Source organism: Larkinella fluvii (genome assembly GCF_051857545.1).
Taxonomy (GTDB): Bacteria; Bacteroidota; Bacteroidia; order Cytophagales; family Spirosomataceae; genus Larkinella.
The window spans coordinates 469,573-494,095 of sequence record NZ_JBPZHB010000007.1 but is presented as its reverse complement, the minus strand read 5'-3'; the positions used below and the strand labels follow the sequence as shown (position 1 = coordinate 494,095).

Annotated in this window: 14 protein-coding genes; 8 read left to right on the top strand and 6 right to left on the bottom strand. The window is 53.0% G+C overall.

All coding sequences use genetic code 11. The features are described from left to right. Positions 1 to 15: 15 nt before the first annotated feature. The 3 genes from ACS5NO_RS21065 to tamL form a co-directional block, all read right to left on the bottom strand. Positions 16 to 1,317 carry a sigma-54 interaction domain-containing protein gene (locus tag ACS5NO_RS21065; protein WP_439416966.1) on the bottom strand — a complete coding sequence of 434 codons (1,302 nt, stop codon included), beginning with the start codon at positions 1,315 to 1,317 and terminating at the stop codon, positions 16 to 18. Positions 1,318 to 1,339: 22 nt separating this feature from the next. Beyond that, positions 1,340 to 2,764: a tRNA (N6-isopentenyl adenosine(37)-C2)-methylthiotransferase MiaB gene (gene miaB, locus ACS5NO_RS21060; RefSeq protein WP_439416965.1), complete on the bottom strand. Its 1,425-nt coding sequence runs from the start codon at positions 2,762 to 2,764 to the stop codon at positions 1,340 to 1,342. Between the two features lie 149 nt (positions 2,765 to 2,913). After that, on the bottom strand, positions 2,914 to 5,607 hold the full coding sequence (tamL, locus tag ACS5NO_RS21055; protein WP_439416964.1) for a translocation and assembly module lipoprotein TamL: 2,694 nt from the start codon (positions 5,605 to 5,607) through the stop codon (positions 2,914 to 2,916). On the opposite strand from tamL, the gene ACS5NO_RS21050 reads away from it, so the two are divergent. The 6 genes from ACS5NO_RS21050 (at position 5,606) to ACS5NO_RS21025 (ending at position 16,268) form a co-directional block, all read left to right on the top strand. Continuing rightward, positions 5,606 to 6,373 carry an RNA methyltransferase gene (locus ACS5NO_RS21050; RefSeq protein ID WP_439416963.1) on the top strand — a complete coding sequence of 256 codons (768 nt, stop codon included), beginning with the start codon at positions 5,606 to 5,608 and terminating at the stop codon, positions 6,371 to 6,373. The two genes, tamL and ACS5NO_RS21050, sit on opposite strands and share 2 nt — an antisense overlap. 180 nt (positions 6,374 to 6,553) lie before the next feature. After that, positions 6,554 to 9,784, top strand: a complete 3,231-nt coding sequence (locus tag ACS5NO_RS21045) for a ligand-binding sensor domain-containing protein (RefSeq protein WP_439416962.1) — start codon at positions 6,554 to 6,556, stop codon at positions 9,782 to 9,784. Between the two features lie 121 nt (positions 9,785 to 9,905). Further along, positions 9,906 to 10,556 (top strand): response regulator, encoded by a 651-nt coding sequence (locus tag ACS5NO_RS21040; protein WP_138994049.1) that lies wholly within the window; start codon positions 9,906 to 9,908, stop codon positions 10,554 to 10,556. A 271-nt stretch (positions 10,557 to 10,827) separates the two neighbouring features. Further along, entirely contained in the window at positions 10,828 to 14,025 is a 3,198-nt protein-coding gene (locus tag ACS5NO_RS21035; protein WP_439416961.1) for a SusC/RagA family TonB-linked outer membrane protein, read from the top strand. Positions 14,026 to 14,049: 24 nt separating this feature from the next. Then, positions 14,050 to 15,591 (top strand): SusD/RagB family nutrient-binding outer membrane lipoprotein, encoded by a 1,542-nt coding sequence (locus ACS5NO_RS21030; RefSeq protein WP_439416960.1) that lies wholly within the window; start codon positions 14,050 to 14,052, stop codon positions 15,589 to 15,591. Positions 15,592 to 15,818: 227 nt separating this feature from the next. Then, a complete protein-coding gene (locus ACS5NO_RS21025) occupies positions 15,819 to 16,268 on the top strand; it encodes a hypothetical protein (protein ID WP_439416959.1) in 450 nt (149 codons plus the stop codon). A 208-nt stretch (positions 16,269 to 16,476) separates the two neighbouring features. Here ACS5NO_RS21025 and ACS5NO_RS21020 read toward each other — a convergent pair whose 3' ends face one another. Both ACS5NO_RS21020 and ACS5NO_RS21015 read right to left on the bottom strand, forming a co-directional pair. Next, a complete protein-coding gene (locus ACS5NO_RS21020; protein ID WP_439416958.1) occupies positions 16,477 to 17,349 on the bottom strand; it encodes a YybH family protein in 873 nt (290 codons plus the stop codon). 1 nt (position 17,350) lies between these two features. Further along, positions 17,351 to 18,136 (bottom strand): queuosine precursor transporter, encoded by a 786-nt coding sequence (locus tag ACS5NO_RS21015; protein ID WP_439416957.1) that lies wholly within the window; start codon positions 18,134 to 18,136, stop codon positions 17,351 to 17,353. Positions 18,137 to 18,412: 276 nt separating this feature from the next. On the opposite strand from ACS5NO_RS21015, the gene ACS5NO_RS21010 reads away from it, so the two are divergent. Continuing rightward, a complete protein-coding gene (locus ACS5NO_RS21010) occupies positions 18,413 to 19,642 on the top strand; it encodes an SGNH/GDSL hydrolase family protein (RefSeq protein ID WP_439416956.1) in 1,230 nt (409 codons plus the stop codon). Position 19,643: 1 nt separating this feature from the next. Next, positions 19,644 to 23,123 carry a PVC-type heme-binding CxxCH protein gene (locus tag ACS5NO_RS21005; RefSeq protein WP_439416955.1) on the top strand — a complete coding sequence of 1,160 codons (3,480 nt, stop codon included), beginning with the start codon at positions 19,644 to 19,646 and terminating at the stop codon, positions 23,121 to 23,123. Between the two features lie 129 nt (positions 23,124 to 23,252). Here ACS5NO_RS21005 and ACS5NO_RS21000 read toward each other — a convergent pair whose 3' ends face one another. Beyond that, the gene (locus ACS5NO_RS21000) at positions 23,253 to 24,464 is read right to left on the bottom strand and encodes a pyridoxal phosphate-dependent aminotransferase (RefSeq protein WP_439416954.1); all 1,212 of its coding nucleotides are present in this window, start codon (positions 24,462 to 24,464) and stop codon (positions 23,253 to 23,255) included. Between the last annotated feature and the right edge of the window lie 59 nt (positions 24,465 to 24,523).

Genomic DNA, 24,523 nt, shown 5'->3' with positions numbered 1-24,523 from the left:
TAACTCTTAACTTTTCTAGTCTTCTTCATCGATTTGATATTGTTTAATCTTCCGGTATAACGTCCGTTCGGAGATGCCGAGTGCCTGGGCTGCGTATTTCCTTTTGTTGTTATTCCGGCGTAAGGCTTTGACAATCATTTCCTTTTCCTTTTTCTCCAGCGACAGCGAATCGTCTTCTTCGGTTTCGTGGGTGATGTCTTCCACCGTCACATCATTGGTAGCGTCGGTTTCGTCATACTCATCCACGTCGATCAGATTGGCGGGCGGCAGCAGGCGGGGTAAGGCTGGCTCCGGTTCCGGCGTCAGCTCGCCCGCCTGAAGCGTATCGAACAAATCCTTGTGGTTATTCAGGATTTCGTGGCCGTTTTTTTCGTTTTTCAACACATCGAGCACCAGCCGTTTCAATTCGTTCATATCCCGGCGCATGTCGAACAACACCTTGTACAGCAATTCGCGCTCGGAGAAATTGTTGTCAGAATGGCCGCCCGGCAGCACCATCGGCGACTGGGACGATTGTGACGAAACCGGCGGCAGATACTTCGCCAGGGTTTCGGCTTCGATGACTTTATTGTTTTCCGATTCGAGAATGGAAATTTGCTCGGCAAGGTTCTTAAGCTGGCGAATGTTCCCCGGAAACGGATAGCGCAGAAGCACCTGTTTGGCGGCTTCCGACAACTGAATCGGTTTAATACGATACCGTTCGGCGAAATCCGTCGTAAATTTCCGGAACAGCAACTCAATATCGTCACCCCGTTCGCGCAGGGGCGGCACGTAAATCGGCACGGTATTCAGGCGGTAATACAAATCCTCCCGAAACTTGCCCTGCTCGACGGCCGCCAGCAGGTTGACGTTGGTGGCCGCTACCACCCGCACATCGGTTTTTTGCACTTTCGACGAACCCACGCGAATGAATTCCCCGTTTTCGAGCACCCGCAAAAGCCGGGCCTGGGTGCCCATCGGCATTTCGCCGATTTCATCCAGAAAAATGGTGCCGCCATTGGTGGTTTCAAAATAGCCTTTCCGCTGATCGACGGCCCCCGTGAACGAGCCTTTTTCGTGGCCGAAGAGTTCCGAATCAATTGTCCCCTCGGGAATGGCTCCGCAGTTGATGGCAATAAACTGGCCGTGTTTGCGGCTGCTGAGGCTGTGAATAATCTTCGAAAAAGACTCTTTGCCGCTGCCGCTTTCGCCCGTGATCAGTACGGTCAAATCGGTGGCTGCGACCTGAATTCCCACGTTGATGGCGTAGTTCAGGGCCGGTGCGTTACCAATGATACCGAACCGCAGCTTAACCGACTGGATTTCTTTTACATTCATAAATACTGGAAAAGGGGAACTCTTAAACCGTAACGCCCCGCAGCGTGGCCGCCGTGCAATCCGTTACCAACACGTTGACATACTGACCTTTCTGATAATCTCCTTTCGGAAAAACTACCATTTTGTTGTGGTCATTCCGCCCGCAGAGGAAATCGTCGGAGCGTTTGGAAAACCCTTCGATCAACACCCGCTGAACCTGACCAATGTGCCGCTGGTTGCGTTCGAGCGACAACTCCCGCTGCAGGGCGATGATTTCATTCAACCGGCGGAGTTTAATGTCATACGGCACATCATCGGCGTATTTTTTAGCAGCCGGGGTGCCGGGGCGTTCCGAGTAAGCAAACATGTAGCCGTAGTCATACCGGACGTATTCCAGTAACGACAGCGTATCCTGGTGTTCTTCTTCCGTTTCGGAGCAAAAACCGGAAATCATGTCGTGCGAAATACCGCAATCTTCGCCCAGAATGGCCCGGATCCGGTCAATTTTCTGCATATACCAGGCGCGGTCGTAGGTCCGGTTCATCAGCTTGAGAATCCGGTCGTTACCACTCTGCGCGGGCAGGTGAATGTATTTGCAGATGTTGTCGTATTTCGCCATCGTGTACAGCACCTCGTCGGTGATGTCTTTCGGGTGCGAAGTCGAAAACCGGATGCGGAGGTCGGCATCGACCAGGGCTACGCGTTCGAGCAGTTGGGCAAAGTTTACTTTTTCCAAACCGTCTTCCGACGTCCATTTGTAACTGTCGACATTCTGCCCGAGCAAGGTAACTTCTTTGTAACCAGCCGCAGCCAGGTCGCGGGCTTCCCGAACGATGGAGTGCGCATCGCGGCTCCGTTCGCGACCCCGGGTGTAGGGCACCACGCAGAAACTGCACATGTTGTCGCACCCGCGCATGATGGAGATAAACGCCGTTACGCCGTTGGAATTCAGGCGGATGGGTGAGATGTCGGCGTAGGTTTCTTCGCGCGACAGGAAGACGTTGACGGCTTTCTGGCCCGACTCGGCTTCTTCCACCAGCTTCGGAATGTCGCGGTAGGCATCCGGCCCGGCCACGATGTCCACCATTTTCTCTTCTTCCAGCAATTTGGCTTTCAGCCGTTCAGCCATACAGCCCAACATGCCGACCAGCAACTCCGGTTTCCGTTTTTTGAGGATGTTCAATTGCTTGAGCCGGTTGCGGACTTTCTGTTCGGCATTGTCGCGGATGGCGCAGGTATTCAGGAAAATCACATCGGCGTCGTCGGCGGAAGCCGTGGTGGCAAAACCCGCATTCCGCATCACCGAAGCGACAATTTCACTGTCTGAAAAATTCATCTGGCAACCGTAGCTTTCAATATACAGCCGCTTCTTGCCCACGGCCAGTTCTTCTTCCAGCACCCGTGGTTCGTCCGCGCCCGTTTTATCCGCTTCCGTCAGTATGGCTAATGTCTCCGTAATGCGTTCCATAAGTTGTATTGTCATCGACTGGAAATCCCGTTCCTGTTTTAGATTTCCAAAACACGTCATGGGAGTAACCGAAAACTCCTAAAATTGAGTTTCAAAGTTACGAAGATTTTGGGGAACTGTGACAGTTTGTCAGGTAATGACTTGTGATATTAGAACGGATAGCCAATCCCGAAGTTGATAACGAGTGGGTTGGGACCTTTGAACATTTTATCGAACCGGAATTTGGGGAGAAAATACCGCTCGTCGATGAATTCGCCTGGCCGCTTTCCCTCCACAACGTACCCATTTCGGTCAGGTTCATAGATGAAATAGCGGGCGGGATCGTAGACTTTAATGGCCCCATCCAGTCGGATAATGAAGAAAGAGAAGTCGATCCGCAGACCAATGCCGGTTCCCACCGCAATTTGCTGGAGGAAATTGCGGGACAGGTATTCGCTGGGGGATTTTCGCACCTGGAAGTTTTCGCCCAGCCGGTTGGGGTTGTCGCGGAGCGTCCAGACATTCCCGGCATCGATAAAAAAGGCTCCGTTGATATCACCGCCTAAATGAAACAGATGCGTTCGCAGTTCGGCCGAAGCTTCGATCAGGACATCGCCGGGTTGCTCAAAATCGTAGCGAAACTGACCAGGACGTCTGGGGTTAAATTGAGGCAGCAAAATATCGGTGTCGTCGGTATACGGAATGGCCGAACCCTGACCGAGTCGGCGGGGGAGCCAGGCCCGGATGCTGTTGCTACCACCGGCAAAAAAGAGCTTTTCATAGGGCGCGGTTTTGTTTTCTCCGTAGCCAAAGACAAGTCCGGTATTGAGCCGAAAAGCCAGGGTGGTTTTGGTGCGCAGGGGAATGTAATGCCGGTAGTCAACATTGCCCCGCAAATACTTGTAATATTGCAAACCGGATGTGGCCGTGGTATTGAAAAAACTCTCAAGCTGCTGGTTACTGAAAAAGTTTAAGGTAGTGCCTCCTGATTCAAATGACAAGCGAAGGAAATTAGCGCGACGGTTTTGCCCCAGAATATTCGTATTGTACGTATACGTAAAACCGATACTGGAAGAAAATGCACTCAAAAAGCTTTTTCGAATCGTACTTCCTAAGGAGTCCTGGGTGTTTAAATAATTCAGGAAAGCGAGCCCATCTTCTCCCGGCTTTATCGTCGCTTTTAAGTAGTTGATCTCGGCAACCGTAAAATTATATTGATGGGTATTGTTTTTCAGCCAGTTATAAGACAATGCTGTCCTTAAAAGCCGTCGTCCGTAATCGGGGCGGCTGGTATAGTTATAGCCGAGGCTAACTTGTGTGCGGGGGTTGAGTTGGCTAAAGATAAATCGGGCTTTTCCCGGGAAAAGGATATGAGGGAAAATCAAGGAAGTGTTTACGCCCAATTCCTGGGCAAAACCAATTCCGCTGCTGTTTAATGAAAAACCGGTCTGTGCTTCAAAACCGTATCGCAATGCCGTCTCGAAGGTTCCCAGCCCACCAAAAATATTATGGACCCGGAACGAAGCTGTCCCGAAAGGCCCCGGATAGCCCTGTCCCTGATACAAAACAAAAACCCCGCCTTCGCTGCTGAGTTCGTATTTGTCGATGGGTACCAGATTAAACCGCGTCCGTAACCGTCGGCCGGTCGTGTCCGTGAAGCTGATGTTGGCAAACCGGAACTGGTTCAGTAAGAACAATTGCCGCTGGGATTCCTGGTAATTTTTAAGCCGATAGACACTGTCGGGGCGCAGGAAAATCCGGCTGTCGAGCAGGCGGATCGCGTAGTTCTGTTTGCCCAGCAGAAATTTCAATCCCCGGTACTGAACCGTATCGAGCGACGAGCGGTCTTCGGCCCGCGCCACCCGGACTTCCACCTCGCCGATCGTATAAACCGGATGCTGCGGCTGGCCGGGCGGGTTGGCAATCCGCAGCCACATATTTAGCCTGTGAGGTTTTGAATCAATGCTGTCTTTTTGGGCCGAATCTACATCAAGTACATCGAGAGGAAGCGGAATGTATTGCCGGGTGAAGCTGTAATACCCGTTGTTGCGCAGCAGTTCTTCAATCCGAATGCGTTCGTTTTCAACTTTTTCGGCGTTGTAACGCTCCCCGGATTTCAAAACTGAGCGGTTGAGCGTGGGCCGCACAATGGAATCGACCCGTGGATCGGCAATCTGGTAGGTAATCTGGTTGAGGTGAAACGGAACGTTTTCGACGATGTTATAAGTCACCCGCACCCGGCGTCCAAGCGTTTTGCTGCTATCGACCGAATACGACGCTTTGCCCAGAAAAAAACCGTTGTTGAACAAAAACCGCTGCATTTTCTGCGCGTTTTCCTTGGCCTCCGTTTCAACAAAAAAGGCGGGTGGTTCGCCCAGCGAACGCATCACCCAGTTGCCTTCTTCGGCTCTCCGGCGCAGGCGCGTGAGCTGACGGTTGTAGCGCCGTTCTTGTTTCCGGTATGATTTGGTGGAGTCCGGTTTTTCGGTAAACTGGTCATATTCTTTGCGTTTGGCTTCGAGCGCGCGCTGGGCGGCTTCCTGATCGTAGGTTCGTGATCCCAGGCGGTAGAACCAGAGCGCGGGGGTAATGGGTAGCCGCAGAATCCGGCGGTTGGGTTTCTGCGGAATGAGGGCTTCAAAGTCGGAACTGGGCAGGGTTCGGTTTCCCCGGACGGTCTGACTAAAGAGCAGATACTGGTTTTTTTGTAAATTTTCCGAACTTACGCAGCCCGAAAGGGAAACGCCCAAAACCAGGCAAAAAACTAAAAAATAGACGGTACGAATGGCAAATTGCGGCTTACGGCACAGCAGGCTTCTCCCTAATTCATCATTTGTACCCTTTACTTCGTAATTTCTTCCCATGATTTCCAAATCGCTCAGCAAATATATTCAGTCACTCCATCAGAAAAAATACCGGCAGGAACTGGGGGCTTTTTTGGTCGAGGGTGCCATCAATGTCCTGGAACTGTGTGCGTCGGATTATCAGATTGAAGTATTGCTGGTCACGGAGCCCTTTTACAAAGAAAACGCGCTGCTGCTGGATAAACAACGGGTTCGGCTGGAAATGGTTTCGGCCGACGACCTCAAACGCGTGGGCTCGCTGGTGGTCAACGACAGTGCACTGGCCGTAGTCAAAACGAAGGAAAACCGGTTTTTAGTGGCCGATCCCGACGAATTTGTGCTGGTTCTGGACGACATCCGCGACCCCGGCAACCTGGGAACCATCCTCCGCATTGCCGACTGGTACGGAATTCGTAAATTGATCTGTTCGCTTTCAACCGCCGATGTATACAACCCCAAAGTGATCTCGGCCAGCAAAGGCTCTTTTACGCGGGTAGCCTGGTATTACTGCGATTTGAAGACGTTTCTGGCCGAGCAGGCACAGAGCCCGGTCTACGGCGCTTTTCTGGATGGGACTTCGGTTCATTCGCTCGACTTCGGAACGGCGGGGTATCTGGTGATGGGAAATGAAGCGAACGGGATTAGTGCGGAGGTGGAGGGGCTTGTTAGTCAACGGATTACCATTCCCCGCTTCGGAGAGGCCGAATCGCTGAATGTCGGTATTGCCACGGCCATTATCTGTGATAATCTTCGGCGGGGGGAAACCGGTCGGGAGGGCATAAAATAAAAGTAGCCCTGTTCAACGCAAGGCTACTTTTACTGCTTTCTTAACCTAAACTAAATGTACATATTGTTTACAAAAATACGACCGAAGACTTGCACGACATTTAACCCAATATGGGGGATTTATTAAAAACAGGATAAGGCGTAAATTTGTGAAACTGGGGGATTTTCTCCCCCAAACCCGATGAGAACACTTTTAGGCATCCTATTCCTCTGCGTCAGTTGGGTGACCGCATTCACCCAGGCGGTTAAAAGTTTGCCGTCGGGAAATTCCTTTGAATCGCGGGGGCCGGTGATGCAGTTTCTGGATCAGATTTCGGTCGATAACGGCCTGTCCCAAAGCGAGGTGTATTGTGTCTTGAAAGACAGTCGCGGTTACGTCTGGTTCGGAACGCAGGATGGCCTAAACCGCTACGACGGTTATCAGATCACCCACTACAAGCACAATCCGTTCGATAGCAGCTCGGTTTCACACGACCAGATCATGTCGTTGTATGAGGACGCCCGCGGAAAAATCTGGGTCGGCACCGTCAACGGCCTGAATCAATACGATCCGGTTACCGGAAAATTCCGGCGGTTTTGGGATTTGCTGGAACCCAAACAACGTCGATACGGCCTGACGACTATCAACGCCATCACCGCCGACCGTTTCGGAACCCTGTGGCTGGCTACCAGTTGGGGGCTCAAACGGATGGTTTTCAAAAATGCGACGCAATACGAAGTCGTTCAATACACCATCGAAAGCGAGGAAGACCGACGCGCCCAGATGGTCAACGCCCTGCTGGCCGACCGAAACGGCCTTTTGTGGGTGGGCACCGCGAGCGGTCTGGCGCAGTTGCCCATCACCCCGCCGAACCTGAAGCCATCCCGACCGTTGCCCGTTAAACTCGTGGCCTGCACCTCCGGGCTGCCGTATCAACTCCCCGATGCCTGGGTGAAAACCTTGACTCTGGATACGTTCGGGACGATTTGGGTGGGAACGCCCGGTGGCATCGCTCGCATCAATCCGGGATTGAAGCAGTCGGAAATGTACCCGGAAATTGGCGAACGAATGGGTGATAGCCCCATCACCTCAATCCACATCGACCGCTACAACGTGCTGTGGATCGGAACCCCCCAGCACGGGATCTACCGCTTTAAAATCGTCAGTGATCAGCACATTCGCTACATCAACAGCATTCAGGAGGATTTATTTGGCAAAAAAGGGCTGAAAACCGGCGCCATCAACGTGGTTTACGAAGGCCCTGCACCGCTGGAAGACATCGTCTGGATCGGCACACACGACGCGGGGGTACAGCTCTACAGCCGGTCTAAAAACAGCTTTCGGCAGTGGCCCACGATCACCAACCGGCAGCAGTCGTCGGCGGCCGGGCTGGTGTTTGCCGTCACGACGGATCATGCCGGGAAGCTCTGGATTGGAACACACGAAGGGCTGATCCAGGTGGATCGGCTGACATCGGCCGTTCAGCGGTTTCGGGCCAATCCGGCCGATCCGCACACCCTCGGCAGCGACCGGATTCAGTGTTTGCACGAAGACCGCCGGGCGAATTTGTGGATCGGCACCACGGAAGGACTGTATCGGTATGACCGGCAGAAAAACCGGTTCGAGCGTCGTTTGGCCGGAATGGGAAAGGAGATGAGTTCGCGAAGCAGCGAAAAAGGCGACGGCGTTCTGAGTCTGTACGAAGACAAAAAAGGCAATCTGTGGGTGGGTGGCTACTCCAGTTTACGGCGGATCGATGCGCAAACCGGGCAGGTGACGACGTATCGTCATGACCCGAAAGACCCCAACAGTTTGCGGGCCCTGATCGTCTACGCCGTGCAGGAAGACCGGAACGGAATGATTTGGGTGGGAACGGGATTCGGACTGAATAAACTGAATCCGGCAACCGGGAAAATCACCCATTATCAAAACAACCCCAAAGACCCCAACAGCCTGATTGGCGAACAGGTGCTGGGGTTCCTGCGCGACAGCAAAGACCGGTTCTGGATTTGCAGCAACAAAGGGTTCAGTAAAATGGTGTATGGCGAGAAGGGCGAGGAGAAGTTTATTCACTACACCGAACGCAACGGACTGCCGAATGAGCTGGTCTACGGGGCGCTGGAAGACGCCCGGGGGCGCATCTGGATGAGTACGAATCTGGGGCTGTCGTGTTTCGATCCGCAGACCGAGAAGTTTGAAAATTACGACATCAACGACGGGCTGACCATCAACGAGTTTAATATGAATGCCTACCACCAGGCCGCAGACGGTGAGCTGTTTTTTGGTGGTATTGGCTCCCTGGTCAGCTTTCTGCCAACGCGCATGGTGAAAAACCGGCACCTGCCCCGCACGGTGCTGACCTCGTTTCAGAAGTTTGAAAAACCGGTGAATGTCGATAGCGTGCTGGCCAGGAAGGGGCGGATCGAGATCCGGCCGGGCGAGAATTTCTTTTCTTTTTCGTTTGCCGCCCTGGATTATACCAACTCGCACAAAAACCAGTATGCATATATGCTGGAAGGTTTCCACGACGGCTGGATTGAAAGCGGGGTGCGCCGGTATGTGAGTTTTACGAATCTGAAACCCGGCGATTATGTGCTGAAAGTGCGGGGTTCCAACAGCGACGGCGTCTGGAGCGATGCCAATATGCTGCGAATTCCGATCACGGTTTTGCCGCCTTTCTGGCAAACGTGGTGGTTTCTGGCGATTGTTGTCACCGTGATCGGCGGAGCAGTCTGGCTGGTGTATAATTACCGGGTCAAAGTGAAAGTGAAACACCTGCTGGAACTGGAGCGGGTGACACTGGAAGAGAACGAGCGCGTGCGGAAAATGGCCGCCCAGGATCTGCACGATGAGTTTGGCAACACAATCACCCGGATTTCGATGCTGACCGAAATCATCAAGAGCAAACTGAACGGCCACGGCGCGGAGATTTCGCCCCTGCTGACCAAAATCAGCGACAACAGCAACCGGCTGTATCAGGGCACCAAGGATTTCATCTGGGCGATCAACCCCGAACACGACAATTTTCTGGAAATTGCCATCCGGCTGAAAGATTTTGGGGATGACGTTTTCGACCGGAGTCAGATCACGTTCGAGGCCATTGGCATCACCGACGATCTGCGGAAGGCCATTCTGCCGGTTGGCACGAGCCGCCACCTGATTTTTCTGTTTAAGGAAGCCATGAGCAACACCCTCAAACATTCCCACGCTACGGTTTCGCAGATTCACTTTGCGATGCTGCACCGGCGGATCGAAGTGTTGTGGAAAGACAACGGCATCGGTATTCAGGAAAATAACAAGGCCAAAACGGGCAACGGTTTGTATAACATCCGCAGCCGGGCCGAAAAAATTGGCGGAAAAGTAGATATTCAGTCCGAAATGATGGAAGGAACCACGGTTATTTTCCGAATGGACATCCCGCACATTGGGTGAAAGCCCGAGCCCCCGCTTCATCGACTTCCTTTCGTAAAGACAATTGCCCCGTTGGTGTAATAACGGTGGAACATGCCCTAAATAAGTAGTTAATTACCTTGCAAACTCTAATGAACACACTATGAATGGAACTCAACTGTTACGCAGTCCGCAAACGATCCGGATTTGCATTGTGGAGGATGACAATCTGATTCGCGACGGGTTCGCCTTGCTCATCAATAGTACGTACGGTTTTAAGATCATCAATACGTATTATCGTTGCGAGGATGCCTTAAAAAACATTCATTCCGACTCGCCGGATGTGGTTTTGATGGACATCGAACTGCCGGGCATGAACGGAATCGAGGGGATTGCCAGAATCAAGAAGCTCCGCCCCAAAACCAACATCATCGTGGTAACGGTCTACGAAAATGACGAGCTGGTTTTCAAAGCCTTGTGCGCCGGAGCAGGCGGTTATCTGACCAAAAACATGCAGCCTACGCGCCTGCTGGAAGCCATTCGGGACATTCAGGAGGGGGGCGCGCCGATGAGTACCAACATTGCGCGGATGGTGGTGGCGTCGTTTCAGAAAAACCGCAATTCACCCCTGACGGCCCGCGAAACCGAGGTGCTGGAGTTGCTGTCGAAAGGCAAAAGTTACACCACCATCGCCGAACAACTGTTTGTTGACAAAGAGACCATCCGGACGCACATCAAGAACATTTACTGGAAACTGGAAGTCCATTCCAAAGCCGAAGCCATCGAGAAAGCCATCAAAGAAAGGCTGATTTAGGCGGTAAAATCCCCTCTAATGGGGTAGAGTGCTGCCCAGTCGTTGCTGTACTTTTGTGATGTTGATGCGTGGGCAGGGCAAATGCAATGTGCGTTTCGACAAAAAATGAAGTCAGGTTCCGAGCCTTCTGAACCTACTCTATGAGATGAACGTAAATAGAAAAACCAGTCGATTCGGCTGGTTTTTTTTGTTTTAAAAAATCCCCCTTCCTGCGGGATTTCCACACTGGTTAGGTTCGTGACCTTTGTGACAGACACTAATCAGCAAACCAATGAAAATACTGCTACGAGCGATCGTACTGGTGCTCTTATGCTACCAGTATGGGCTTTCCCAATCAAAAACCGTGTCCGGTACCATTCGGAGTGCGTCCGACAACCTGCCGATGCCCGGGGTGACCATCGGCATCAAGGGGACCACCCAAGGGGCCACCAGCGACGGAACCGGCGCCTTCCGCATCAGCGGAATCCCGGACAATGCCACGCTGGTGTTTTCGTTCATCGGCTACAAAACCCAGGAAATCAGCGTTGGAAACCGGACGAACTTCGACATTGTGCTGGAAGAAAGTGCGGCCATTCTGAACGAGGTGGTGGTGACGGCGTCGGCCATCGAGCGCGAGAAAAAGACGCTGGGCTATGCGGTGACCAACGTGAAAGGCGAGGACCTGATCCGCGCCAATGAGTCGAACATGCTGCGGTCGTTGCAGGGCCGGGTGCCGGGGGTTCAGATTTCGAGCGCGTCGGGAGCCGCCGGGGGCGCCACGCGCGTGGTAATTCGCGGGGCGCAATCCTTCAACGGAAACAACCAGCCGCTGTATGTTGTCGATGGAATTATTGTCAGCAACAACAACACCACTACGGCCATCATCAACGGAAACGGAACGCTGTCGGCGGCCGGAACCGGTGGCGACCTCAACAACGGCGTGGATATTACCAACCGTGCGGCCGACATCGACCCCAACAACATCGAGTCGGTTTCGATTCTGAAAGGCCCGGCTGCTGCTGCACTCTACGGTTCGCAGGCGGCTTCGGGAGTGATCATCATCACGACCAAAAACCGCAGCAAGGCCGTCACCGACAAACCCCAGATCAGCCTGAACAGCTCGGTCAATTTTGAAAATCCGCTGCGTTTACCCGACTACCAGAACACCTTTGCCGCCGGTTTCGACGGGGTTTATGACCTCAACGATGCCGGAAATGTGAGCTGGGGGCCAAAAATTCAGGGCCAGAAGGTGGCCGACTGGCGTACCTACGGTTTGTATGCCCTCGGGCAACTGGACAATCCGGATTCGATTCCGCTGGTGGCCAGGCCCAACAACGTCCGCAATTTCTTCGATACCGGGGTGACGCTCAACAATTCGTTTTCGGTGCGGAACAACAACGGAACGTCCAATTACATTCTGACAGTTTCGGATGTCAACACCAAATCCATGATTCCCAACACGAACTACCACCGGACGGCGGTGAACGTGGGGGCCGGAACCAAGTTCTTCAACAACAAGGTGTCAGCCAATCTGTCGGCCACCTTCACCCGTTCCGGTGGTGACCGGGGTGTTCAGGGCCAGGGCCGGTCGAACATCCTGCAAACGATTTACAACACGCCCCGCGACATTGAAATTACGGATCAGAAAGATTTTAACGATCCGCGCTACAACCTGGAAGGCTATTACCTGGCCGGATTTCGAAACAATCCGTACTGGCTTCTGGAGAATAACCTGCTGAAAGACAAGGTGAACCGGTTTTTTGGAAATGCCCAGATTAGTTACGACCCGGTACCCTGGCTGAATTTGATGTACCGGATCGGAACCGATATGTACTCGGATTTACGGACGCAGCGGTTTGCGCAGGGTACCATTGCCACGGTTGGCGGCCGTTTCGTAGAAGACAACACGAACTTCCAGAGTCTGCTCTCGGACTTTATCGTTACGGCCAACCGGGATCTGAGCCCCAATCTGAATCTGAAAGTGATCCTGGGCCATAACCTGCAGGATTACAACTCGTCGCGGGGCGTTTACGATGGTCAGCCCTTGATTGTTCCGGGTTTCTACGACCTCAGCAATGCCAGCACGATTGTCACCACACGGGTTGATAGCCGCACGCGGCTGTACGGGATCTATGGCGATGTGCAGTTGGCCTACAAGGACTACCTGTTTGTGGATGTAACCGGGCGGAATGATTATTCCTCGACGTTGCCGAAGAAAAACCGGTCGTTTTTCTATCCGGGTGCCAGCGTGAGCTTTATTCCCACCTCGGCTTTCCTGGATTTGAGAAACAATGCGCTGAGTTACATGAAACTCCGGGCCAACATCGCCCAGGTGGGGAAGGTGGCCAACGCCTACCAGATCAACCCGGTATTTACACGAACGGCGACCACCGACGGGTTTCAGGCAGCGTATCAGTTTCCGCTCAATGGCATTGCGGGCTTCTCGGTCGGCAACATCCGGGGCAATCCGGATCTGCGCTCGGAGCTGACCACCTCCTGGGAGATTGGGACCGAAATATTGTTCTTCAACAACCGGCTGGGCATCGATTTTACGTATTACAACTCCAAAAGCGAGCAGCAGATTGTGAATGTGCCCATTTCGAGTACGTCCGGTTTTCTGGCGCAAACGCTGAACGCCGGGGCCATGACCAACAAGGGCATCGAATTGCTGCTGACGGGAACACCGGTGAAATCGACCTCCGGATTCCGCTGGGATGTTTCGCTGAACTTCACCCGCAACCGCAACAAAGTCACCGAGTTGTATAATCCGCTGGCGCCGGTTGGCCTGGGCGGTTTGTCTTCGCCGAGTTTGCAGGCCCGGTTGGGAGAACCGTACGGGGCGTTTTTTGGTAGCAAAATGCTGCGCGATCCCGAAGGTCGCGTAGTCGTTAATGCAACCACCGGCCGACCACTTACCGATCCGGTTTTGCAGGTGCTGGGCAACATTCAACCCGATTTTTCAGCCGGTCTGAGCAACACGGTTTCCTTTAAAGGGCTGGCTTTCAATGTGCTGGTGGATACGCGTCAGGGTGGTAAATTCTTCTCCCAAACCGCAAACCTGGGTCGGTTTGCCGGTTATACCAAAGAAACGACCTACAACGACCGCGAACCGTTTGTCTACCCAAACTCGGTGATTCAGAACCAGGACGGCACCTTTACGCCCAATACGACCGTCAAAACGAACGGCGGATACGAGTATTGGTCGACGGTGTCGAACTTCGGAGAAAATACGCTGTTCGATGCCTCGTTTGTGAAACTGCGCGAAATGAGCCTGAGCTACGCCCTGCCAAAATCGCTGATTGGCAAGACGCCGTTCTCCACGATTCAGGTATCGTTGATTGGCCGGAATCTGATGTTGTGGACCCCCAAATCACAGCCCAACGTCGATCCGGAAGTAAGTTCATTCGGCACCGGCAACAGCCAGGGTTACGAATACCTGGCCTATCCGTCGACCCGGAGCTACGGAGCCAGTCTGAAAATTGTGTTATAACCGATTCCTGATTTTTCAAACGATATGAAACGGATCCTCTTAAAAGCGGTTTTGCTGTCCCTGTTTGTCGGACTGAACACCGCCTGTGAAAAAGATTATTTAGACATTAACACTGACCCCAACAACCCCTCCATAGCGGACATCAACCTGACGTTACCGGCGGGTCAGGCGCAGGTGGCCTTTATCGTGGGCGGGCAACTCAACATCCTCGGCGGTATTCTTTCGCAATACTGGTCGATCCCGAGAGGGGGAAACCAGTTTCGGACCTGGGACCAGTACAACATCACCTCCTCCACACTCGACGGACAGGGTGGGCAGTTTGCCAATTTCTACGCGGGGGCTTTGCAGGATTTTCAGTACGTCATCAACCAGGGTAGTCAGCAGAATGAGTGGCGCATGGTGGGGATTTCGAAAATCATGAAGGCCTACGGCTTCGGTGTGCTGACGGATTTGTACGGGGACATTCCGTTTTCGGAAGCCCTCGATGCCGACAAAACCATTATTCCCAAATACGATGCTCAAAAGGATATTTACGCCGGTTTACAAACGCTGCTGGATGAGGCCAAAACCGACATAGCGAAGCGGCAGGGGCGCTTTCCGGGAACGGCGGACATGCTGTATCAGGCCGGTAATGAAGCTGGTATGGATCGGTGGATTCGGTTGGCCAACACGCTGAAACTGAAGTTTTACCTGCGGATGAGTCAGGTGGACCCGACGGCGGCCCGAACCGGCGTTCAGGCCCTGTATGCTGCCAGCGGAACGGCTTTTATGCGAACCGGCGAAAGCCTGCAACTGGTGAACGGAACCGTGACGAATTCGGAAAATCCGCTCTGGCAGGCCAATTTCCGTTCGCCCAATAACCTGACGGCCAGCACGACCATTGGCAACCTGATGCAACCGAACAACGATCCCCGGATGCCGGTCTTTTTTCTGGATGCCGATTTGCGGACGCCCGAAATCGAGTACGTGTTTACGCCCAACGGCACGACCTCGACCAATACGGCGGTCCTCAGTTCGTATCCGGGTAAGTATTTTATCGGACAACGGTTTCTCAACGGAGCGATCAACGGGACCGCAGCCACCAGTGGGGTAACGACGTCGGACGACAATGCGGCCAAGGCGCGACCGGTGGTTTTTTTGGCCTACGAAGAAAGCCTGCTGCTGCGGGCCGAAGCCATTGCCAGAGGCTGGGCCGGAACCACCGCCGATGATCCGGCCAAACTCTACAACGAAGCCATCACCGCGTCGATGACCCGATTTGGGGTTCAACCCGGTGATTACCTGACCAAACCGGGTGTTGATTACACCAAACAAACCGATAAAATCAAGGCGATCATTACTCAAAAATATTTGGCTTTGTACGGTTTGAATGGAGTAGAAGCCTGGGTGGAACAACGCCGGACCGGTTTCCCGGCACCGACCCTGCCGGTGGTGAACCTGACCGGTAACCGATTTATGAAAAGGCTGCCGTATGTCGATTCGGAACTCCAGCGAAATCCGAGTATCACGACTACCGGCATTGCGCCCGGCGACGTGCTTACCCCCGTTTGGTGGGATGTCGATTGAGTCAAATTTGTGTTTTCAATGCATAGAGAACGATGATTTTTCGATCAAAAACCAGTCAAATCGGCTAGTTTTTTCTTTATCCGCTCTCACGACCACTCATCACACTTCCGGCGCATCCCCCTAAAATCACCTCATTTGCGGTACGTGGAGCAGGTGCAATTCGGGTACTTTTAGCCCATTGAAAGTTTGCCGAGAATGAATCATTGGTCACTAAAACAACAAATACTATGAATCGTATTCTAAAAGCAGTTGCTCTGGTTCTCATCCTGAGTGCTCCAGTTTTGGCCGGAACCGTGTCGCCAACACCGATTCCCGGCGACGATAAAGAAACCGGGTCGGTCTCGGCCGCGCCGAACGTAACCCGGACCAAATCCATGGGGGTTGCCATTTACCGGTCCATCAATACCGCCAAGATGAACCTGATGATCGAAAACTACATTGAAGTTCCGATTCAGGTTACGTTAATGAATGAGAACAAAGAAGTGCTTCACGCCGAGAAAGTGGGGAAACGGCTGAAAAAATACTGGCGGAAATTTGATATGGAAACGATGAAAGACGGGTTGTATACCTTCGAAGTGAGTGATGGATTCACCAAAATCACGAAGGCTTTCCGGCTTGAAACGCAAAAAGTGGAGGTAAAGCAACCCACCCGGTTTGTGTCCCTGCTGAATGAATGACCGGTTTCTCCGGCCTGATCAATCCCTCGCTGACGAAGGTGACGTGCGTAAAAGAAGGCCGCTCTTTTATGTCGTTCTTTGCTGCGGGGGATTTATAATTAAAGAGTTATTTCGCGGAGTTTAGCAGAGTTAAAAAGAGTTAAGCGGAGAAAAAACTCTGCTAATCTCATCTACGTTCTGCTAAACTCCGCGAAATAACTCTTTTTCTTTACTCCGCTGGTTCCAGATTAATCAGATCCAGCACAATTTTCCACTGTCCCTGGCTATCTTTTTTCCAGATTCGGAGGTAATTGCCACTCTGTTTAACGGCTTTGCCGGCTACCGTTGCCATCACCTGCGAATTTCCGTACACATATCCCAAATCACCCGATTCGGCTACGGAGGCATTCAGCGGTAAGAAACCCAGGGTGACGGGCTGTTTTAGAAGCGAGTCGATTGCGGTGCGTTCAACGAAAGGTTGCTGGTTCATTCGGTACAGTCGGGCCTGGGGGGCGAGGTATTGCTTGTAGGTCGCGGCTGCTCCGCTTTTTTCCAGCACCTTGATAAACTGGTTGTCGAAAGCCAGCAGGGCTTCCCGGTTTTTGGCCGTGTCGGGGCTCGTCACGCTGCGAATACCGGTGGCAGCCCGAATGGTGTTGACGGGTGGCGTGGGTGGGGCCGGGTGGGTGATGCCGATGTCCAGGGCAATCCGCCAGGAATTATCGTTCTGTTTTTCCCAAAGCGTTACATAATGGCCATAGCCCGTTGGCTTGTCCGCCAGGGTTTTCGGCCGGGATTCCCAGGGGCCGGTCGTGTAGCCCAGATCGCCCGACGCCGACACATCGGCGGCAATGGGTTGCCAGGTCAGCTTTCCGGGGCTTTCGGGGCCTTTTTCAAACAACTCCCGCCCGTTGGTCACTTTGCCTTTGGTAAACAGAATACCGTCCGGAGCCAGATACGACAAGAAGGCCGCTTTGGTCGTGCTATCTCTGGATTGCTGGGCAAATTTCTTTTCCGTGTTGACCAGGGTCAGCAACGGGCTCTGAGCCAGGGCCGAACCAGCCACGGTCAGGAGGGCAACAAACAGGAAAACGGTTTTCATACTACATAAACGAACTCATACTCGATTCGTTTGCCAATTCTTTGGCGTGTTCTTTCCCGAGATAGTTATCGATCAGATAGTGAGCGACATAGAGAATGGGGGTAAGCGCAACGGCAATAAAAAACTTGTAGATGTAATTGACAATGGCAACGGCAATGACCTGTTTAAAAGGCCAGTTTCCGAAAACGTAGAAAGCGATGGTCAGCACGACGAAGCTGTCGATCAACTGCGAAACGAGCGTCGAACCGGTGGCGCGGAGCCAGATTTTGCGGCTGCCGGTAATTCTTTTCAGCGACTGAAAAACCGTGGCATCCAGCAACTGCCCCACCATGAAGGCCGTAATCGAACCGATGATGATGCCGAGACCCTGCCGGAAAATCATGGCAAACGCGTTGTTGATGTTTACCGGATTTCCAACGGCATCGGTTTTGTTGACGTCGAGCCAGAATTGGGCCGGGGGAAGGGTGGTGACGAAGTAAATAATAAAAAAACTATAAGCGATAAATCCGGCAGTAATGTAAGAGATTTTTTTAACGCCTTTAAAACCATAGTATTCGTTGATAATGTCGGACGTTATAAACACGAAAGGCCAGATCACGACGCCCGCAGTCAGATTAAAATCCAGCACGAAATCGCCGAGCAGGTGCAATTGCGCCGGGGGAACGCCCAGCAGGGTTTCGGCAGAGAAAATTTTGACCCCAATAATTTCGGCAATAATCGCATTGGTTAAGAAAACCGCACAAAGAAAGATGTAGAGGTTGGTTTTTTTGCTGGTAAAAGAGGCCATCAGGGAGTTAAAAGTTATGAGTGAAGAGTTACCGGTGACGAAAGCAATGACAAGATATAACGCAGAATGCTTAACTCATAACGCTTCATTCAGAACCCCGGACCGATTTGTATTTCCCCCGGAATCTTCCCCGGAAGTACTTCGTATTTTGACTAATTTTGAGGACAGAATATAGATTGTCAACGGAATTTACCCAAATCGTCCGAATACAGGTGTCAACCGGATGGAAAGGCTTTAATCCATCTTTACCTTTGAGGACTACCAAAATTCACCTGCATGAGAAAGATTACAGTATCGGCCACATTCGGTTGCCTGTTTGCATTGCTGATTACCCTCCCCGTCGGATTGGCCGTTGCTCAGACTAACCCCGTGGCTCCTAATCCCCCCTTTGAACTTAAAAACGGCGACCGGGTGGTTTTCCTGGGAAATTCACTTTTCGAGGACGACATGCAGTTCGGTTATCTGGAACTCGCCCTGACCACCCGCTTTCCCGACCGTGATGTTACCTTCCGCAACTTGGGCTGGACCGGAGACAACGTTTTTGGTGTAGCCCGAAGCACCATCACCAACCCGCCCACCGGCTACGATCTGCTGATGGAACACCTCACGAAAGCCAAACCAACCCTGGTATTTCTTGGATTTGGGGGCATTGAAGCCCAGGATGGCGAGGCCGGTCTACCGGTTTTTCGCGACGGTTTAGCCAAACTGATCGACAAGATTGACCAGTTGGGCGCCAAAACCATTCTGTTGTCACCCATTCCGATTCTCTCCGCCGACACGCCCGAAAACCGGGCCAAACGCAACGCCATGCTGGAAGTGTATGCTTCGGCGATGGCTAAAATGGCCTCGGAACGGAGCACGCCGTTCATCAATCTCTTCAAACCGATTCAGGAGGTGAGCCAGAAAACAGCGATCACCGAAGACGGAATTCACCTCAACGAAACCGGTTATTATTATCTGGCGACCCTTTTGGAAAAAAGCCTGGGACTTCCGGCCAGAACCGGGAATATTGCAATCACGGTTTCTAAACAAGGGGCCGAAGCGGCAGCGCCCGTTAAGATCCTGAACCCGGATCAGGAAAGTGCCAATTTGAAGTTTACGCTCGACGAACGTTCCCTGCCGCTTCCGTTGCCGGAAACCGTGGAGGCTGTGCGCGTCATTAAAATTACCGGCCTCAAGAAAGGCTTTTATACCCTTACCAATGACAAAACCGATGTGATCACGGCTTCGGCAAAAGACTGGGCAGCCGGGGTGCCGATCCGTCAGGGAGCAGTATTTGAACAGGCCAGCCGGTTGCGGGAGATGATCCTGAAAAAAAACGACCTGTTTTATTTTCAATACCGCCCCCTGAATACGACCTACATTCTGGGCTTCCGTTCCTATGAACAGGGGCGGCATGTGAAGGGCCTGGAGGAGCAGAATATCCTGATCAAGTGGCTGGAAAGCCAGATTGCCCTGAACCGAACGCCCAAAGCGAGCGTGTATCAACTTACCCCTTTGAAGTAACATGAAAGTCATGAAAAATACCCGAACCCTGAACATCGTACGAAGGCTCGTTATCATACCGCTGGTTCTGCTCATTACCTCTTCTGTAAATCAGGACGACCGGAAGGAAAACCCGGACCCGGATGTGAAGAAAGAACTGGAGTCGTTTAAAATTGCAGACGGTTTTGAGGTGACCCTGTTTGCTGCCGAACCACTCGTCGCCAAGCCCATCCAGATGAACTGGGATGCCGACGGGCGGTTGTGGGTGGTGAGCAGCACGGCCTATCCGCACCTGAAAACCGGCGAAGAAGCCAACGACAAAATCTTTGTCATCGAGGATACGGACGGCGACGGCAAAGCCGATAAATCCACCATTTTTGCGGAAGGCTTGCTGACGCCCACCGGAATTTTGCCCGGCGACGGGGGCGTTTACGTCGCCAATTCGACCGAAATTCTGCATTTTGCTGATACCGATGGTGATGGCAAAGCCGACAAAAAACGCCGGATTCTGAACGGTTTTGGCACAGCAGATACCCACCACCTGATTCATACGTTCCGCTGGGGACCGGAAGGACGGCTGTATTTCAACCAGTCGATCTACATTTACAGCCACGTGGAAACGCCCAAAGGCATCCGGCGGCTGGAAGGGGGCGGTGTCTGGCAATTAAATCCGCAAACGCTCGATCTGGACATCTACGCCAAAGGCCTGATCAACCCGTGGGGCCTTCAGTTCGACCGCTGGGGGCAGTCGTTCCTGACGGACGGCGCGGGGGGCGAAGGCATCAACTACGCCTTTCCGGGGGCAACCTTCGTGACCTCACCGGGGGCCGCCCGAATCATCCGGGGCTTAAACCCGGGTCAACCCAAACACAGCGGGCTGGACGTGATTTCGGGTCGTCACTTGCCGGAATCGTGGCAGGGTAGCGTGATTACCAACGACTTCCGCGCCAACCGCATCAACCGGTTCAAACTGGAAGAACAGGGCAGCGGGTATGCTTCCCGGCAGGTCGAAGATTTGATGTGGACGGACAACGTCGCGTTTCGGCCCGTCGATATCAACGTCGGACCCGACGGCGCCATTTATGTGGCCGACTGGTACAACCCAATCATTCAGCACGGCGAAGTCGATTTCCACGACCCACGCCGGGATCAGGAACACGGGCGCATCTGGCGGATTGTGGCGAAAAACCGTCCGTTGGTTAAAAAAACGCCTTTGAGCAAAGCCACGATCGCCGAGTTGCTGGAAACATTGAAGTTGCCGGAAGACTGGACCCGTTCGCAGGCCAAGCAGGTGTTGAAAGCCCGGGGCGCCAAAGACGTAATCCCGGCACTGCAAAAGTGGGTGCAGGAACTGGACAAAACCAACCCGGATTACGAACACAATCTGCTGGAAGCCCTTTGGGTGTATCAGACGTTGGATGTGATCAACGAACCGCTGCTGTCGACGCTCCTCGATGCCAAAACCCACAACGCCCGGGCGGCTGCCTTGCGGGCGCTTCAGTTGTGGCACACTAAAATAAGCAACGTGCCAACTCGGCTGACCAAAGCCGTGGGCGACCCTCATCCCCAGGTGCGGCTGGAAGCCGTCATTGCCCTTCGGAACGTGAAAACGGCTGAAGCGGCCAAAACCGCCTTGTCGGTTTTGGAGCAGCCGATGGATGAATTTCTGGATTTTGCCCTGTGGCAAACCGTTCGGGAACTGGAGCCGTTGTGGATGGCCAGCCTGAAAGCGAAGCCCGATTTTTTGGGTGATTCCCGAAAAACCGCCTTTGCGCTTAAGTCGGTGAGCAGTCCCGAAGCGGTTTCGCAACTGGCGCAGTTGTACCAGAAAGACCAGATTCCGGCCGAGTACCAGAAAGACGTGCTGGGGTCGATTGCCAAATTTGGCAGCACCGCCGATGTGACGCTTCTGTTCAATAAAGCCGTAGATGGGAATAAAAACGGAGCTGCTCAACTGGGCGCACTTGAAGAAGCCGCCCGCCGGGGCGTGAAACCCAGCCAGGATCTCAATCGGATTTCCGGTTTTGTAGAGAGCGATGACGATGCCGTTGCCACCAGTGCCATTCGGTTGATGGGTTTGTGGAAACTGGAAAACCTGAGCGGAACACTGGTGAGCCTGGCTCAAAAAGGAGATAAGAACGCGCAAAAAGCGGCATTGGGCGCTTTGGCAGCATTGAATACGGACAATAGCCGAAAGTTATTGATGGATTTGACCGGGGCAAAGAATCCGGCCGATTTACGGCTGGCCGCGACGTCGCAACTGGTTGCAGTGAATGCTTCGGAAGCAGCCCGAATCGGGGGCGACCTGCTGCGGAGCCTGCCCGCTCAGACGGATGTCTCCGACCTGTTCAAGGCTTTTCTGTCCAATAAGCAGGGGGCCAAAGCCCTCGCTGATGAACTGACGGCCCGGAAAATACCGGAAAGTATGGCAAAAGCCGGGCGGCAACTCTTGCAACGCCAGGTGCCCTACAACCGCCGGAACGATGAAACCGTCAAACTGCTGACCCAGGCGCTGGAAGCGTCGGGCGGGGTTCTGCCGGTGGAGCGAATGGCGCAGGAACTGTCCGGCCCGGAAATCAGCAGCCTGGCCAAAACCATTCAGGAAACCGCGGACCCCGTGAAAGGCGAACTGGTGTTCCGGAAGGCGGCCCTGACCTGCCAGACGTGTCACGCGATTGGCGGAGCCGGGGGGCGCATTGGCCCGGATTTGAGTAGCTTAGGAACCAGTTCACCGGTTGAGACGATCATCCGCTCGTTGCTGTATCCGAATCAGTCCATTAAGGAAGGCTACGAATTGCAGCGGATCGCGAAAAAAGACGGAAGTGAACTCATGGGCTACATTGTCAGCAACGGAACGTCGGATATTGTGATTCGGGATGTCGCCGGGATGGAGGTTTCGGTTCCTAAAAGCCAGATCAATGTCATCGAAAAAGTGCCCGGTTCGCTGATGCCTGCGGGTTTGACGGCCAGTCTGGAGAAGCAGGAATTCATCAACCTGGTTGGTTTTCTGTCCAAAATGGGCGAATCGGGTCAGTTTCGGGTACCGACAACCCGGTTTGTGCGTCGCTGGAACACGGTTTTTCCGACGAAGGAACTGACTAAAAAAATCCGCGAGGAAGGGTTGGGGTATGTAACAAAGGATAATGCGAAAGTATCCTTTCAACCGGCGTACAGCAAAGTGGTGGGGGAACTGCCGCTCGACGAACTTCCGGTGGTGGAAACGGCCGCCAGCAAGCGTCACAGCATTGTCCGGTTTGACATCGAAGTGGTGAGCAAAGGCAACGTCAATCTGGTGTTCGGTTCAACGGCGGGCGTTACGGCCTGGATTGGTTCAAAACCGGTCAAACTCACTGAGCAAGGCATTGTAGCCGATCTTCCGCAGGGCATTCATACGGTCACGCTGGCCATTGACCGGGCCGTGCAAGCGAATGGAGCCTTGAACATCCAGCTCCAGGATGCCGAACGTTCGCCAGCCCAGACGCGGTTGGTTATGGGGCGATAAAGGAGAAAGGGAATGTTAAATGTTAAATGATGAATGTAAAATGTAAAAGTCTCGCAATCCAGCACTTTTACATTTTACATTCATCATTTAACATTTGATATTCCCTTTTTTAATTAATAAACTGATTTCCTACTTCCGACGGCTTTCCAGAAACGCTTCGATGCGGTCGATGGCGGGGTTCAGGTCATCGACGGAGGGCAGGCAGACGATCCGGAAATGGTCGTCATGGACGTAATTGAACCCCGTTCCGGCCACCACCAGTACCTTCTGTTCTTCCAGTAAATCGTACACAAAATCGTCGTCGTTGGCAATCCGGAATTGCGACAGGTCAATTTTCGGGAAGATGTACAGCGAGCCTTTGGGCTTCACGCACGTCAGACCCGGAATGGCCGTAATGCGGTCATACGCAAGCTGAATCTGCCGGTATAGCCGTCCGGTGGGCATGATCAGGTCGTTAATGCTCTGGTAACCACCCAAAGCGGTTTGAATGGCGTATTGGGTCGGGACGTTGGCGCAAAGCCGCATACTGGCCAGCAACGTTAGCCCTTCGATGTAAGATTTGGCCCGGTGTTTGGCCCCGCTCAAAATGAGCCACCCGCCCCGAAAACCGGCCGCGCGATAGTTCTTCGACAAACCGCCCATCGAAATGCAGAGCGTGTCTTCCACCATCGTCGCCATCGGATAATGTACGGCACCGTCGTACAGAATTTTGTCGTAGATCTCGTCCGAAAACAAAATCAGCTGGTGCTTCTCCGCAATTCGTGCGATGCCTTGCAGAATATGTTTGTCGTATACCGCGCCCGTGGGGTTGTTGGGGTTAATGACCACGATAGCCCGCGTGCGGGAGGTGATTTTGCTTTCCAGATCTTCCAGATCCGGGTTCCAGTCGGCCTGTTCGTCGCAGAGGTAATGCACCGGTTTTCCGCCGGAAAGTGCCACGGAGGTCGTCCACAGCGGGTAATCCGGCGACGGTACCAGCACCTCATCGCCTTCGTTGATGAGGGCCTGCATCGTGAGCAGAATCAATTCGCTTACCCCATTGCCTATAAACACATCGTTGATCGCAACATCCTTAATCCCCAGATTCTGCGTATAATGCATCACCGCTTTCCGGGCCGCAAACAGCCCCCGCGAGTCGGAATACCCTTGTGCATTGCGGATGTTCAGGATGATGTCGTGAACAATTTCATCGGGCGCGTCGAATCCGAACGGAGCCGGGTTGCCGATGTTCAGCGAGATGATTTTATAGCCCTGACTTTCTAATTCAAGCGCTTTCTCGTAAACCGGTCCGCGAATTTCGTAGCGTAAATCATTGAGCCGGTTGGATTTCAAAAATGTCATAATGGGTAATGGAAACAGAAGTGGGGCAAAGGTATAAAAAAAGAAAAAGCCGCCGGTCG

Excerpts from the sequence above, each read along its gene's own strand:
- ACS5NO_RS21035 (WP_439416961.1), top strand. The coding sequence starts at position 10,828 with ATGAAAATACTGCTACGAGCGATCGTACTGGTGCTCTTATGCTACCAG.
- ACS5NO_RS21010 (WP_439416956.1), top strand. The coding sequence starts at position 18,413 with ATGAGAAAGATTACAGTATCGGCCACATTCGGTTGCCTGTTTGCATTG.
- ACS5NO_RS21025 (WP_439416959.1), top strand. The coding sequence starts at position 15,819 with ATGAATCGTATTCTAAAAGCAGTTGCTCTGGTTCTCATCCTGAGTGCT.
- ACS5NO_RS21005 (WP_439416955.1), top strand. The coding sequence starts at position 19,644 with ATGAAAGTCATGAAAAATACCCGAACCCTGAACATCGTACGAAGGCTC.
- miaB (WP_439416965.1), bottom strand. The coding sequence starts at position 2,764 with ATGGAACGCATTACGGAGACATTAGCCATACTGACGGAAGCGGATAAA.
- ACS5NO_RS21050 (WP_439416963.1), top strand. The coding sequence starts at position 5,606 with ATGATTTCCAAATCGCTCAGCAAATATATTCAGTCACTCCATCAGAAA.
- ACS5NO_RS21065 (WP_439416966.1), bottom strand. The coding sequence starts at position 1,317 with ATGAATGTAAAAGAAATCCAGTCGGTTAAGCTGCGGTTCGGTATCATT.
- ACS5NO_RS21030 (WP_439416960.1), top strand. The coding sequence starts at position 14,050 with ATGAAACGGATCCTCTTAAAAGCGGTTTTGCTGTCCCTGTTTGTCGGA.
- ACS5NO_RS21045 (WP_439416962.1), top strand. The coding sequence starts at position 6,554 with ATGAGAACACTTTTAGGCATCCTATTCCTCTGCGTCAGTTGGGTGACC.
- ACS5NO_RS21040 (WP_138994049.1), top strand. The coding sequence starts at position 9,906 with ATGAATGGAACTCAACTGTTACGCAGTCCGCAAACGATCCGGATTTGC.
- ACS5NO_RS21000 (WP_439416954.1), bottom strand. The coding sequence starts at position 24,464 with ATGACATTTTTGAAATCCAACCGGCTCAATGATTTACGCTACGAAATT.
- ACS5NO_RS21015 (WP_439416957.1), bottom strand. The coding sequence starts at position 18,136 with ATGGCCTCTTTTACCAGCAAAAAAACCAACCTCTACATCTTTCTTTGT.
- ACS5NO_RS21020 (WP_439416958.1), bottom strand. The coding sequence starts at position 17,349 with ATGAAAACCGTTTTCCTGTTTGTTGCCCTCCTGACCGTGGCTGGTTCG.
- tamL (WP_439416964.1), bottom strand. The coding sequence starts at position 5,607 with ATGGGAAGAAATTACGAAGTAAAGGGTACAAATGATGAATTAGGGAGA.